Here is a 12,780-nt window from a genome sequence, read left to right as displayed (position 1 = left end):
GTTCTTTTTTAGATATGCGGATGATAGGCGAACAGCGCAGGCGCGCCACCCGTATGAACGAACAGAACAGGCCCTTCATCCTTAAAGCGCTTCTGCGTAATCCCGTCGATAAGCCCGGCCATTGCTTTACCGGTATACACCGGATCCAGCAGAATACCTTCCAGCCGTGAGAGGAGTTTTACTGCCTCCATGCCAGCCTCATTCGGCATGCCATAGGCAGGTGCAAAATAGTCATCCCATAACTGGATATCGGCATTGGCGCTCACCTCAAGGCTTTCGGCTACTGCCTGTTGCAGGGTAACGACTTTCGGTTTTTGATCGGCGACGCTACGGGAAACGGTCACGCCAATCAGCTCTGCGCCCGGCATAACGTGTTCCAGCCCCACCGCCAGCCCGGCGTGCGTTCCGGCGCTACCGGAAGCGACCACAACGGAAGAGATCTCCACCGCACCTTCACACTGCTGGGCAATTTCCAGCGCGCTTTCAACGTACCCCAGCGCCCCCAGCGCATTAGAGCCGCCAACAGGGATCACATACGGACGAAAACCCTGTGCTTCAATACGCGTCGCCAGTTCAGCCAGTTGCGCATTGGGGTCGGTCAGCGCATCACACATTTCAACCTGAGTATTAAACAGATCCAGCAGCAGGCGGTTGCCGTTGCTGAGATAGTTTTCAGAGGTGGTGCCTATTGGGTTTTCCAGCAGCGCCACGCAGTGCAGGCCGAGCTTTGCCGCCACAGCAGCCGTCTGGCGCACATGGTTGGACTGGATCGCGCCTGCGGTAATCAGCGTATCCGCGCCTTCACGCAATGCATCGGCAGCGAGGAACTCCAGTTTGCGTAATTTATTGCCGCCCATTGCCAGCGGCGTGACGTCATCACGTTTGATAAAGATTTCACGCCCGAGGTAATCCGAGAAGCGCGGTAGATATTCCAGCGGCGTAGGCGCGCCGATAAATTCGAGGCGCGGGAAGCGCGTTAAGTTTTGCAGAGACATGGAACCTCCTGACTAAATTCTTTTGATTATGCACCCAGTTGACGCCGAAATAAAAAAAGGCGCTCTGTTAGCGCCTTTTTTAAGCAATTTAACTTACTTCGTTACGTCAGCCCCGAACCATTTTTCAGACAGCGCTTTCATTGTGCCGTCTTTCTGCATGGCTTCGATAGCGCCATCAATCGCTTTCAGCAGGTCTTCATTGCCTTTACGCAGCGCAACGCCTGACTCCTGATGAGAGAAAGCTTCGCCAGTTACAGCAAGCGTATCGTTAGTTTTCTTCACCATATCCAGCGCCGCCAGACGGTCAACCAGAATGGCGTCGACACGGCCTACGCGCAGATCCTGGAATTTAGTCGGGTCATCATCATAGGTACGAACGTCAACGCCCTGTACATTCTGGCGCAACCACTCTTCGTAGTTGGTGCCCAGACCCACGCCCACTTTTTTACCTTTCAGATCAGCCGGGGTTTTAATGGAACCTTCATTGCCTTTTTTCACCAGCGCCTGAATACCGGAGATGGTATACGGGGTGGAGAAGTCATATTTTTTCTGCCGTTCAGGCGAGATAGTGACCTGGTTAATCGCGACATCGATACGTTTAGAATCCAGCGACGCCAGCATGCCATCCCATTTAGTCGGTTTTAAATCCGCTTTCACACCGAGGTGTTTTGCCAGATCGTTAGCAAAATCAACTTCAAAACCGGTCAATTTGCCATCATCGCCCTGGAAGCTAAACGGTGGATAGGTGCCTTCCAGACCCACACGCAGCGTACCGCGCTCTTTAATTTGGTTGAGCAGGTTTTCCGCTGCGAACGTTTTGGCGCTTACGCCCGCCATCAGTGCTACCGCCATCACGCCCATCAAAGCCTGACGACCGAAAAGTGCTAATTTCATTATGCCCCCGAAAAGATTGCTTTTTTTGTAGTGTAGGACGTTTGTCTGAACAGACAAACATCCGTCAGTTATAAGCTATTCCGTTTTAATATATATCAGAGGTTTCGGGATAAGCGAGGTTCTGACCCGGCATCATGCCCGCGCGCTTAACAAATTGCGTATATTTTCGTAGCGCAATACGGTAGTTGTTGGTGCTGGTCACTGGCAGCCACGGAATTAAGATTTCATCCGGCGCGCCATTTTGCAGCAGGTTTCGGGAGATGTTGTTTTTTACCAGATGTTCGCCCAAACGCCGCAGACGCACGACATACTCGCGCACGGTTCCGGGGCTCATCTCGGTCTGTTCAAACAGGAACTGTTTAAATCCAATAATATCAAAAAAGTCGCTCTGCGCTTTGCAATGCAGATCGCCGCAGAAACGGCAAAGTGCCGCCCAATCACCACGCTGCTGCAACCACATCTCTTCATCCACCAGCATATCCAGGCGAGCAATGGCGAGTTTATTGACGATTTCACCCTGACGCACCAGGGTGACACGATCGAGCTGTTTATGGCAATGCGTACACTGTGTTTGGCTGTGTTTAAAGTCTTTAAGGTAGCGGCTTAATGGCCGTCTTTTTAACTGCTGCATGGTTATTAAACTCCACGTTGTCATTTCTTATGCGACATTTACGTGGCGAATCGCCAACTACACCTTACCCAGCTTCGTGCGCAGACGTTTGATTGCCTGGCTATGCAACTGACTGACTCGTGACTCCCCGACTTCCAGTACCGCGCCAATCTCTTTGAGATTCAGCTCTTCCTGGTAGTAGAGCGTCAGCACCAATTGTTCCCGTTCCGGAAGAGCTTCAATGGCCTCCATCACGCGCTGGCGAAGATTGCCCTCCAGCAATTGGTGTAGCGGATTCTCCTGTTGATTCACATCCGTCACCAGCTCAATACCATCGCCATGCTCTTCTCGCCATTCATCCCACGAGAATATCTGGCTGTTATTGGTATCGAGCAGCATCTGACGGTACTCCTCGACGGGTATCCCCAACCGATGCGCAACTTCTGTTTCGGTCGCGTTACGGCCCAGTTCCTGTTCCAGTTGCCCCATCGCCTGCGCAACTTCACGCGCGTTACGCCGAACGCTACGCGGTGCCCAGTCACGGCTGCGTAGTTCGTCCAGCATCGCCCCACGAATGCGTTGCACTGCGTAAGTGGTAAATGCCGTGCCCTGCAGAGCATCATAGCGTTCGACAGCATTCAACAGCCCTATGCCGCCCGCCTGGAGCAAATCGTCAAGTTCCACACTCGCCGGCAATCGCACCTGAAGGCGCAGTGCCTCATGGCGCACCAGAGGTACGTAACGTTGCCATAACGAGTGTTTATCCATTACACCATCAGCGGTATAGAGTGAATCCACGATAAACAGCCCTGCATTAATTAAGTTATCGGCATAATTATCCGTTTCTGCATTATTTTTAATTGAGGGAATAGTGGGTGAAATGTGGGGCTATTTGCGCTGTCGGAGAGCGTTAAACGTGAAAAACCCCGCCGGAGCGGGGTTGTAAGGGTTCAGGCGATTAGCCCTGCAGCAGAGAGAGTACCTGCTGCGGAACCTGGTTGGCTTTCGCCAGCACGGAGTTACCAGCCTGCTGGATGATCTGTGCTTTCGACATGTTGGACACTTCGGTCGCATAGTCGGCGTCCTGAATACGGGACTGCGCTTCAGACAGGTTAGTCGTGGTGTTGTTCAGGTTAGTGACCGCGGAATCCAGACGGTTTTGTACCGCACCCAGAGAAGAACGGAATTTATCAACCTGCGCAATGGCCGCATCCAGCGCTTTCAGCGGATCAGCGGTCGTGCCCGTTGCGGTCTCTTTCAGCTCAGCGCCTGAACTGGTCTTGCCCGTTTTCAGGTCTGCGCCATTGAGGTCAGCACTGGCGTAAGTTTTCGCGTCAGCGCCAGTACCGATGGTCACAACTTCAGATTTACCATCAGCGCCGCCCAGGGTAACAGCCGCATTCGCTGCAGTACCAGCAGCCGACGTGTAGCTTACGGTTTTTGCCGTGAAGGTTGCGGCGTTGGTGCCATCGTAATCGGTCGCATAGATTTTGCCATCCGCCGCTTTCAGGCCGTAACCCGCATCGGTGGCATTACCCGCGGAATCCGTTGAGGTCAGTTTAACCAGCGATACGTTGGTTTTGTCCGCGCCCGTCACACCCGCAGCAGCCAGTGCCGCAGCGGCAGTCGTGGTATCAATGGCGGAAGTATCTTCCTGAACTTCGGTTACAGCAGCGGTTGCCGTTGCCGGGATAGTGACTTTACCACCCGCGATAGAGGCCGTACCATCCGTGTTAACGGTGATTTCATAATCGCCGTCGTTAGCCGTGTTAGTAGAGGCGGATACGGTACCGTAGTATTTATTGGTGGTCGCATCGAATTTGATGGTGCTGAGGTCAACGGTAGAGGTGGCATCCGCCGCCGCGCCGTCCAGCAGAGAAGAGACATCAACAGCCTGGATAGCGGTGCCGGAATCCGCGTAAGTCGGGGTGCCGCTTGTAACAGCCGTGGTGGTAATGGTCGGCGTCTTGGTTACATTAAAACCGGACAAGCCCAGAGTATCGGAGTCAATTTTCTTCAGGTCGATAGTGATAGTCTGGCCATCGTTCGCGCCAACCTGAATTTTCATTGAGCCATCTTTCGCCAGCACGTTCACGCCGTTGAACTGGGTCTGGCCGGAGACGCGGTCAATCTCATCCAGACGAGATTTAATTTCATCCTGAATAGAAGACAGGTCAGAATCGGAGTTGGTGCCGGTAGAGGCTTGAACGGTCAGCTCACGAATACGCTGTAAGTTGTTGTTGATTTCAGACAGTGCGCCTTCCGTGGTCTGAGCAACAGAAATACCGTCGTTAGCATTACGCGCCGCCTGGGTCAGGCCTTTAATATTAGAGGTGAAGCGGTTAGCGATCGCCTGACCCGCTGCATCGTCTTTCGCGCTGTTGATACGCAGGCCAGATGACAGACGCTCAATAGAGCTGGAGAGCGCGGACTGGTTTTTATTGATATTGTTCTGAGTGATCAGCGAGAGGCTGTTGGTATTAATGACTTGTGCCATGATATCGGTTCCTGTTTTCAAGTCTACGGTTTAGGTATTGGGCTTCCACCCTTCGGCTTCGTCGCCGTCAAACCTGTTATCGTCTGGTCACTCACAACCTTTAGACTTTTTTTCTAGTCGCTGAAATACTCTCCTCACACCGCCCTATTCTGGCCATTAACCCGGCAAAATTAATCGTAAACTTTGTGCCATTCCCGCCGATAACCCCGGTATTCGTTCTACGTGTCACACGATTAAGGAATCCATAATGGCAAGTATTTCAACGCTGGGCGTCGGGTCGGGTTTAGATCTGAGCGGCATACTGGATAGTCTTGAAGCCGCGCAAAAATCCACGCTAACGCCTATTTCAAGTCAACAGAGTTCGTATACCGCAAAGCTGAGCGCCTACGGCACCCTGAAAAGCGCGCTGGAAACCTTTCAGACCGCCAACACCGCGCTGAATAAAGCTGACCTGTTCACCGCCACGTCGACTACCAGCAGCTCCACCGCCTTTAGCGCCACCACCACCGGTAGCGCGATTGCCGGGAAATACACCATAAGCATTACCCAACTGGCGCAAGCGCAGACGTTAACGACGAAAAGTAGCCAAAGCGACACTAAAGCGGCTATCGCCACCAGCGACAGCGTGTTGACTATTCAGCAGGGCGGCGGAAAAGACCCGGTCACTATTGATATCAGCGCCGCAAATTCATCCCTGACCGACATTCGCGATGCGATCAACAACGCAAAGGCTGGCGTTAGCGCCAGTATTATTAACGTCGGCAACGGCCAGTATCGCCTGTCAATTACCTCGAATGATACCGGCAGCGACAACGCAATGACCCTGAGTATCAGCGGCGACAGCGCCCTGCAAAGTTTCATGGGTTACGATGGCACTGACGGCAGCAACGGCATGGAGGAGAGCGTCACCGCACAGAATGCGAAGCTAACGGTGAACAACGTGGCAATTGAGAACAGCAGCAATACCATCAGCGATGCGCTGGAGGATATTACGCTCAACCTCAATGACGTCACCACCGGCAACCAGACGCTGACCATCACTAAAGATACGTCTAAAGCGGAAAGCGCGATTAAAGCCTGGGTCGATGCCTATAACGCGCTACAGGATACGTTCAGCAGCTTAACGAAATACACCTCTGTCGATGCGGGTGCTGACAGCCAGGATTCAAGCAATGGCGCGCTGCTCGGCGACTCAACGCTGCGTACTATTCAAACTCAGTTGAAAACCCTGCTCGGCAATACTCACAGCAGTTCTACTTATAAAACGCTCTCGCAAATAGGTATCACCACGGACGCCAGCACCGGCAAACTGGAACTCTCCAGCGAAAAACTGCAGGCGGCGCTGAAAAAAGATGCCTCCGGCGTCGGCGAGATGTTCATCGGCGACGGTAAAAATACCGGGGTAACGACCACCATCAGCAATAACCTGACCAGTTGGCTCTCTACTACCGGGATTATCCAGGCCGCAAAAGATGGCGTGAGCAAAACGCTAAATAACCTGACAGAACAGTACAATGCCGCCAGCGATCGCATCGATACGATGATGGCGCGCTACAAAGCCCAGTTCACGCAACTGGACGTACTGATGAACTCCCTGAACTCGACCAGCAGCTATCTGACGCAGCAGTTCGATACATCCAGCAGCAACTCTAAATAATTAGCCAGGAGATGACATGTACGGCGCAAAAGGCACTCAGGCCTACGCACAAATCGGAGTGGAGAGCGCGGTAATGAGCGCCAGCCAGTCGCAACTGGTCACTATGCTGTTTGACGGCGCGCTAAGCGCGCTGGTTCGCGCCCGCCTGTTTATGCAGGACAATCAGCAGGAAGGGAAAGGCCTCTCACTCTCAAAGGCCATCAATATCATCGAAAACGGTCTGAAGGTTGGGCTCGATGAGACTAGCCGCGACGAGCTCACGCAAAATCTCGTTGCGCTGTATAGCTATATGGTGCGACGCCTGTTGCAGGCTAATCTGCATAATGATGTCGCCGCCGTTGAGGAAGTGGAAGGTCTGCTGCGGAATATTGCCGAGGCCTGGAAGGAGTCTTTACTTACGCCTAACTTGATTCAGGACGCCGTCTAATGAACCACGCACCGCACTTGTATATTGCCTGGCAGCAGTTGGTTGAAAAAAGCAAAACGATGCGACAACTTGCGACAGAAGGATTGTGGGAGGAGCTGATCGCCAGTGAGATGGAGTATGTGCGTGCGGTGCATCAGGTCGCGGAGCTCACTCAGCAGAATCCGCCCGCCAGCGCTATTCAGGATCAGCTCAAACCCCTGCTGCGCGCCGTACTGGATAACGAAGCCGAAGTGAAGCGGCGACTGCAGTTGCGGATGGATGAACTGGCCAGGCTGGTCGGCCAATCTTCCGTACAAAAATCGGTACTGACCGTATACGGCAAGCAGGGGGGACACGTTCTGGCCCCGCAGAGCAGTAACGACAGCAACCATTAATCCCGGCGGCGCGAGTGATTGAATCTCGCGCCGCGCGCATTTCCCACTTATAGTGCTTGTATCGCCTTTCACGGAGAACAGGTATGCGCAATCCCACCCTCTTGCAATGCTTTCACTGGTATTACCCCACTGGCGGCGAGTTATGGCCGGAAGTCGAAGCGCTCGCGCCAAATCTGAATGAAATTGGCATCAATATGATCTGGCTGCCGCCCGCCAGTAAAGGGGCTTCCGGCGGCTATTCTGTCGGTTATGACAGTTATGATCTGTTTGATTTAGGCGAATTTGATCAAAAAGGCACCGTCGCCACCAAATATGGCGATAAAGCCCAGTTGCTGGCCGCAATTGACGCCCTGAAACAGCACGATATCGCCGTCCTGCTGGATGTGGTGGTCAACCATAAGATGGGCGCGGATGAAAAAGAGCGCATCCGCGTACAAAGGGTGAATGAAGATGATCGCACGCAAATTGATGAGACGATCATCGAGTGCGAAGCGTGGACGCGCTATACCTTCCCCGCCCGTGCAGGGAAATATTCACAATTTATCTGGGATTACAAATGCTTCAGCGGCATCGACCATATTGAAGATCCCACTGAGGACGGTATTTTTAAAATCGTCAACGACTATACCGGCGAAGGCTGGAACGATCAGGTCGATGACGAGATGGGCAACTTCGACTATCTGATGGGCGAAAATATCGACTTTCGCAACCATGCGGTCACCGAAGAGATCAAATACTGGGCGCGCTGGGTGATGGAGCAAACCCACTGCGACGGTTTTCGTCTTGATGCAGTCAAACATATTCCCGCCTGGTTCTATAAAGAGTGGATCGAGCACGTCCAGGAAGTCGCGCCAAAACCGCTGTTTATTGTTGCCGAATACTGGTCTCACGAAGTGGACAAGCTGCAACAGTACATCGACCAGGTTGATGGCCAGACGATGTTGTTCGATGCGCCGCTGCAAATGCATTTCCACGAGGCCTCCCGTATGGGCGCCGACTACGACATGAGCCAAATTTTCACCGGCACGCTGGTTGAAGCCGACCCCTTTCACGCCGTGACGCTGGTTGCCAACCACGATACTCAGCCGCTTCAGGCACTGGAAGCGCCGGTGGAAGCCTGGTTTAAACCGCTGGCGTATGCGCTGATCCTGCTCCGGGAAAACGGCGTACCATCGGTCTTCTATCCCGACCTTTTCGGCGCGCACTATGAAGATACGGGCGGCGATGGCGAAAACTACACCATCGACATGCCGGTCATTGAACAGTTGCATGAGTTGATCGACGCCCGCCAGCGCTTCGCCCACGGTGTGCAAACCCTGTGGTTTGATCACCCTAACTGCATCGCTTTCAGTCGCAGCGGCACCGATGATGCGCCTGGCTGCGTGGTTGTGCTGTCAAACGGCGACGACGGTGAAAAAACGATCACGCTGGGAGAAAACTACGGCAACAAACGCTGGAAAGATTTTCTTAATAATCGCGAAGAGTGTGTCGAAACGGACGACGAAGGGTGCGCCGTTTTCACCTGTAACGGTGGCAGCGTTAGCGTCTGGGTTATGGAGGATGTACTGTAAAAGGCAACCCGGCGGGATAACCGCCGGGAATGTACTCAGGGGACGGGAACGATATCCGCCGGGACGCTGCTGGTTTTCGCTTCCGGCTGCGTCGGCGTCAGCTCGGTCGGCAGTGCCGTTGCTAACGGTTTCTTCTCCAGCACAGCGATACACTCGACCGTTGGGCTATCGACGCGCTGTAAAGTCATCCCGTCATACTCCAGCGTGCTGCGGCTATCACTGTCAATGGCATACACATCGAGTTTCTCAGTAACGTTATAAAGAGAATCCCCACGCAGCATCAGTTTGCCCGGCACAGCCAGAGTACGCTGCCACTGACGGCAATCAAGGGTATCGCCCTCTTTCGTCACAATCAGGCTGGCGATAGCTTCCGGGCTGACCAGAGAACGCTGCGGCCCTTTGCTCTGCCAGTAGCCGACCAGGCCTTCCGGCGCAGGCGCTTTCACCACTTCACTATATTTATCCACCTGCACACAGCCTGCCAGCGTCAACAGTGCGGCTACCATTGCTAATTTCTTCATTATTCATCCTGCACACGGAGAAAAAAATATTGTGACATTATAGCCTTAAGCCCGCCACCCTTTCACGCCCCATCTCTGAAATTGATCTGAACTAGGTTTTACGCAAAAAGCATTCGCCATATGAATGTTGCAGCGTAGAATCTCCGCTCTTTCGATCCTTCTGAGTTCAGAGGCTAGCACCATGACCTGGCAACACTTCAAACAGGCGTACCTGATTAAATTCTGGGCCCCTGCCCCGGCCGTTATCGCAGCCGGTATTCTCTCCACCTACTATTTCGGCATTACTGGCACCTTCTGGGCTGTAACCGGGGAATTTACCCGCTGGGGCGGGCAACTGTTACAACTGGCCGGCGTTCATAGCGAAGAGTGGGGATATTACAAACTCATCCACCTTGAAGGAACCCCGCTGACCCGTATCGACGGCATGATGATCATCGGCATGTTTGGCGGCTGCTTTGCGGCGGCACTATGGGCTAACAACGTCAAACTACGGATGCCCCGCAGCCGTGTGCGCATTCTGCAGGCGATTATCGGCGGTGCGATTGCCGGTTTCGGCGCGCGTCTGGCGATGGGCTGTAATCTGGCAGCATTCTTTACCGGGATCCCACAGTTCTCCCTGCACGCATGGTTCTTTGCCGTCGCAACCGCAATCGGCTCCTGGTTTGGCGCGCGCTTTACCTTGCTGCCGTTGTTCCGCATTCCGGTAAAAATGCAGAAAGTCTCGACCGCCTCACCTCTGACGCAAAAACCCGATCAGGCGCGTCGCCGCTTCCGCCTGGGCGTGTTAGTGTTTGTCGGCATTGTCGGCTGGGCGCTGTTTACCGCCATTGACAAGCCAAAGCTGGGCCTGGCGATGCTGTTCGGCGTCGGCTTTGGCCTGTTGATTGAACGTGCGCAAATCTGCTTTACCTCGGCATTCCGCGACATGTGGATCACAGGGCGCACCCATATGGCGAAAGCGATCATCTTCGGAATGGCAGCGAGCGCCATCGGTATTTTCGGCTACGTTCAGTTAGGGGCGGAAGCAAAAATCATGTGGGCTGGCCCAAATGCCGTCATTGGCGGGCTGTTATTTGGCTTTGGCATCGTGCTGGCGGGCGGCTGTGAAACTGGCTGGATGTACCGTGCCGTCGAAGGCCAGGTACACTTCTGGTGGGTAGGGATCGGTAACGTCATTGGCTCAACGATTCTGGCCTACTACTGGGATGACCTCTCCCCGGCGCTGGCAACAAGCTGGGACAAAGTGAATCTGCTCAATACCTTCGGCCCCACCGGCGGGTTGCTAATGACCTATATTCTGCTGTTCGCCGCGCTGATGCTGGTCATCGGCTGGGAAAAACACTTCTTTAAACGCAAAAATCAGCAGGCCGCAGTCACAGCGAAGGAGACAGCATGAAAGAGATAGTACCTGATTATCGTCTGGACATGGTTGGCGAACCCTGCCCTTATCCCGCCGTAGCAACGCTTGAGGCAATGCCGCAACTAAAGAAAGGGGAAATTCTTGAAGTGGTCAGCGACTGTCCGCAGTCAATTAACAATATTCCGCTGGATGCCCGCAACTACGGCTATACCGTGCTGGATATCCAGCAGGATGGGCCAACGATTCGCTATTTGATTCAGAAGTAGCGTCGTTTTGTCCCCTCACCCATCAATTACACCTGCATGCTCATCACATGAGCATGTATTTTTAATAAACGACAAAGATCGTCCAAGAGCGCATTACATAACAGTTGGTTGGCGTCGTTAAAAACACTCCACTCCCAAGTTCCCCCAAGAATCACCCTCCATTTTTGCCCCATCCATGCCCCATTCTCTTTCAGCACTCATCCTCTTCTATACTTTCAGTTCGACTACTGGAGGTATCCATGTGCGGACGTTTCTCTCAGTCAATGACCCGTGAAGATTACCAGGCGTTAATCGCCGAAGAAGCCGAGCGCGACATCCCGTTCGACCCGGAACCCATTGGCCGGTTCTTCGCTGATGGCTGGTTCGAATGGAAGAGAGAAGCCGACAAGAACCAGCCGTACTTCATCCACAGGACGGTAAGCCGATATTCATGGCGGCGATAGGCAGCACTCCCTTCGAACGTGGAGATGAAGCGGAAGGCTTTCTGATAGTCACGGCGGCTGCCGATAAAGGACTGGTCGATATTCACGACCGCAGGCCACTGGTCCTGTCACCGGAGGCAGCACGCGAATGGATGCGGCAGGATGTAGGCGGGAAAGAAGCAGAGGAGATTGTTTTCGACGGTTCGGTGCCAGCAGATGCATTTATCTGGCACGCAGTGTCGCGCGCCGTTGGAAATGTGAAGAATCAGGGCCCGGAGTTAATCGAGCCCGTCTGATTAAATTACCGGGTTGTCGTCGAATTCTCCGGTTCGCGCATCGTTAATGATGTATGTCACCACGCCGAAAACATCAACCGCACTTCCGTCATCGAGCCCGCGCGCCCTCTCTTTCCGGCCTGTCTCCACATTCTCCAAATGCAAGTCTGGTAACACGCGGTAATATCTCAAGACAAACTGCCCATCGATAGAACAGAGAACGAGCGAACCATCACAGGGGTTTACTGCGGAGTCCACGACAAGCAGCGCGCCTTGCTTAATGCCAGCCCGTAAAATAGCTATGTCAGACCTGGCATAGTAAGTTGCCGATGGGTGGCTGATCAGCTCAGCATCTAATGAGATGCCGCGCTCTACATAGTCCTTGGCTGGGGATGCAATGCCATATCAAAGTTCTCCGTTCGGGTTGTACATGAACCATGTCTTGTTCTATCCATGATCGGGAGCGATGTCTTTGAAGCAGGTTGTGTATCTGGCTATAAATTGATTCGCCTCTTCCAGGGTAAAGTCCCAATTGACCTTTATAGTTCCTGAACAAAATCATCAGTTTTCACAATCCTGAGGCCTGACCTTTCATGCACAATAGAGGCCCTAAAAGCGATTTCGTAATCTGAACGACGCGGCATGCAATCACCTAAAAATAAACACTGTATACACATACAGCATATCTTATTCTGATAGTCGATCAAGTTGTCTGTTGGTGCTAAACTTCTGCCTTCTCAGAATTGACTGATTTTTCTAATGTTAAAACTTTTTGCTAAGTACACATCGATTGGCGTTTTAAACACGCTCATTCACTGGGTTGTGTTTGGTGTTTGCGTGTATGGGCTATCCACAAACCAGGCATTAGCGAACTTTGCCGGATTCGTGGTAGCCGTCAGCTTCAGTTTCTA

General features: G+C 53.1%; 13 protein-coding genes and 2 pseudogenes. 8 read left to right on the top strand and 7 right to left on the bottom strand.

Annotated features, from left to right (window positions below):
• Nucleotides 1-8: 8 nt before the first annotated feature.
• The 5 genes from dcyD to VSR74_RS00055 form a co-directional block, all read right to left on the bottom strand.
• Nucleotides 9-995, bottom strand: coding sequence for a D-cysteine desulfhydrase (gene dcyD, locus VSR74_RS00075; RefSeq protein ID WP_347792810.1), 987 nt, complete (start codon nucleotides 993-995; stop codon nucleotides 9-11).
• A gap of 93 nt (nucleotides 996-1,088) precedes the next feature.
• A complete protein-coding gene (tcyJ, locus tag VSR74_RS00070) occupies nucleotides 1,089-1,889 on the bottom strand; it encodes a cystine ABC transporter substrate-binding protein (RefSeq protein WP_347792809.1) in 801 nt (266 codons plus the stop codon).
• A gap of 85 nt (nucleotides 1,890-1,974) precedes the next feature.
• Nucleotides 1,975-2,526 (bottom strand): flagella biosynthesis regulatory protein FliZ, encoded by a 552-nt coding sequence (fliZ, locus tag VSR74_RS00065; protein WP_347794322.1) that lies wholly within the window; start codon nucleotides 2,524-2,526, stop codon nucleotides 1,975-1,977.
• A 51-nt stretch (nucleotides 2,527-2,577) separates the two neighbouring features.
• Nucleotides 2,578-3,297, bottom strand: a complete 720-nt coding sequence (locus VSR74_RS00060; protein WP_347792808.1) for an RNA polymerase sigma factor FliA — start codon at nucleotides 3,295-3,297, stop codon at nucleotides 2,578-2,580.
• A 160-nt stretch (nucleotides 3,298-3,457) separates the two neighbouring features.
• On the bottom strand, nucleotides 3,458-4,996 hold the full coding sequence (locus tag VSR74_RS00055; RefSeq protein WP_347792807.1) for a FliC/FljB family flagellin: 1,539 nt from the start codon (nucleotides 4,994-4,996) through the stop codon (nucleotides 3,458-3,460).
• A gap of 247 nt (nucleotides 4,997-5,243) precedes the next feature.
• Between VSR74_RS00055 and fliD the strand changes: the two genes are divergently transcribed.
• From fliD to amyA, 4 genes are all read left to right on the top strand, one after another.
• Nucleotides 5,244-6,653, top strand: a complete 1,410-nt coding sequence (gene fliD / locus VSR74_RS00050; protein ID WP_347792806.1) for a flagellar filament capping protein FliD — start codon at nucleotides 5,244-5,246, stop codon at nucleotides 6,651-6,653.
• A gap of 16 nt (nucleotides 6,654-6,669) precedes the next feature.
• Complete coding sequence (gene fliS / locus VSR74_RS00045; RefSeq protein ID WP_347792805.1) at nucleotides 6,670-7,080, top strand: flagellar export chaperone FliS; 411 nt, start codon at nucleotides 6,670-6,672, stop codon at nucleotides 7,078-7,080.
• Nucleotides 7,080-7,454 carry a flagella biosynthesis regulatory protein FliT gene (gene fliT / locus VSR74_RS00040; protein ID WP_347792804.1) on the top strand — a complete coding sequence of 125 codons (375 nt, stop codon included), beginning with the start codon at nucleotides 7,080-7,082 and terminating at the stop codon, nucleotides 7,452-7,454. Before fliS ends, fliT begins: the two co-directional genes overlap by 1 nt.
• 83 nt (nucleotides 7,455-7,537) lie before the next feature.
• A complete protein-coding gene (gene amyA, locus VSR74_RS00035; protein ID WP_347792803.1) occupies nucleotides 7,538-9,025 on the top strand; it encodes an alpha-amylase in 1,488 nt (495 codons plus the stop codon).
• A 107-nt stretch (nucleotides 9,026-9,132) separates the two neighbouring features.
• On the opposite strand, the pseudogene yedD reads toward amyA, so the two are convergent.
• Nucleotides 9,133-9,546, bottom strand: a pseudogene (gene yedD, locus VSR74_RS00030) (lipoprotein YedD); the annotation flags it as partial.
• Nucleotides 9,547-9,727: 181 nt separating this feature from the next.
• Here yedD and yedE point away from each other — a divergent pair.
• The 3 genes and pseudogenes from yedE to VSR74_RS00015 all read left to right on the top strand — a co-directional run bounded on the left by yedE (nucleotide 9,728) and on the right by VSR74_RS00015 (nucleotide 11,890).
• Nucleotides 9,728-10,942 (top strand): selenium metabolism membrane protein YedE/FdhT, encoded by a 1,215-nt coding sequence (gene yedE / locus VSR74_RS00025; protein WP_347792802.1) that lies wholly within the window; start codon nucleotides 9,728-9,730, stop codon nucleotides 10,940-10,942.
• On the top strand, nucleotides 10,939-11,172 hold the full coding sequence (gene yedF / locus VSR74_RS00020) for a sulfurtransferase-like selenium metabolism protein YedF (protein ID WP_347792801.1): 234 nt from the start codon (nucleotides 10,939-10,941) through the stop codon (nucleotides 11,170-11,172). Before yedE ends, yedF begins: the two co-directional genes overlap by 4 nt.
• Before the next feature lie 239 nt (nucleotides 11,173-11,411).
• A pseudogene (locus tag VSR74_RS00015) lies at nucleotides 11,412-11,890 on the top strand (SOS response-associated peptidase family protein).
• On the opposite strand, the gene VSR74_RS00010 reads toward VSR74_RS00015, so the two are convergent.
• The gene (locus VSR74_RS00010) at nucleotides 11,891-12,268 is read right to left on the bottom strand and encodes a HumD family translesion DNA polymerase (protein ID WP_347794321.1); all 378 of its coding nucleotides are present in this window, start codon (nucleotides 12,266-12,268) and stop codon (nucleotides 11,891-11,893) included. It lies immediately after the preceding pseudogene.
• Nucleotides 12,269-12,628: 360 nt separating this feature from the next.
• Between VSR74_RS00010 and VSR74_RS00005 the strand changes: the two genes are divergently transcribed.
• The coding region (locus VSR74_RS00005; RefSeq protein WP_347794320.1) for a GtrA family protein at nucleotides 12,629-12,780 on the top strand (152 nt) is incomplete at its 3' end.

It is taken from the genome of Pseudocitrobacter cyperus, from assembly GCF_039889165.1.
Taxonomy (GTDB): domain Bacteria; phylum Pseudomonadota; class Gammaproteobacteria; order Enterobacterales; family Enterobacteriaceae; genus Pseudocitrobacter; species Pseudocitrobacter cyperus.
The sequence above is the reverse complement of the archived record's forward strand: the minus strand, read 5'-3'. Positions and strand labels throughout refer to the sequence as shown.

Excerpts from the sequence above, each read along its gene's own strand:
- dcyD (WP_347792810.1), bottom strand. The coding sequence starts at position 995 with ATGTCTCTGCAAAACTTAACGCGCTTCCCGCGCCTCGAATTTATCGGC.
- tcyJ (WP_347792809.1), bottom strand. The coding sequence starts at position 1,889 with ATGAAATTAGCACTTTTCGGTCGTCAGGCTTTGATGGGCGTGATGGCG.
- VSR74_RS00055 (WP_347792807.1), bottom strand. The coding sequence starts at position 4,996 with ATGGCACAAGTCATTAATACCAACAGCCTCTCGCTGATCACTCAGAAC.
- fliD (WP_347792806.1), top strand. The coding sequence starts at position 5,244 with ATGGCAAGTATTTCAACGCTGGGCGTCGGGTCGGGTTTAGATCTGAGC.
- fliS (WP_347792805.1), top strand. The coding sequence starts at position 6,670 with ATGTACGGCGCAAAAGGCACTCAGGCCTACGCACAAATCGGAGTGGAG.
- fliT (WP_347792804.1), top strand. The coding sequence starts at position 7,080 with ATGAACCACGCACCGCACTTGTATATTGCCTGGCAGCAGTTGGTTGAA.
- amyA (WP_347792803.1), top strand. The coding sequence starts at position 7,538 with ATGCGCAATCCCACCCTCTTGCAATGCTTTCACTGGTATTACCCCACT.
- yedE (WP_347792802.1), top strand. The coding sequence starts at position 9,728 with ATGACCTGGCAACACTTCAAACAGGCGTACCTGATTAAATTCTGGGCC.
- yedF (WP_347792801.1), top strand. The coding sequence starts at position 10,939 with ATGAAAGAGATAGTACCTGATTATCGTCTGGACATGGTTGGCGAACCC.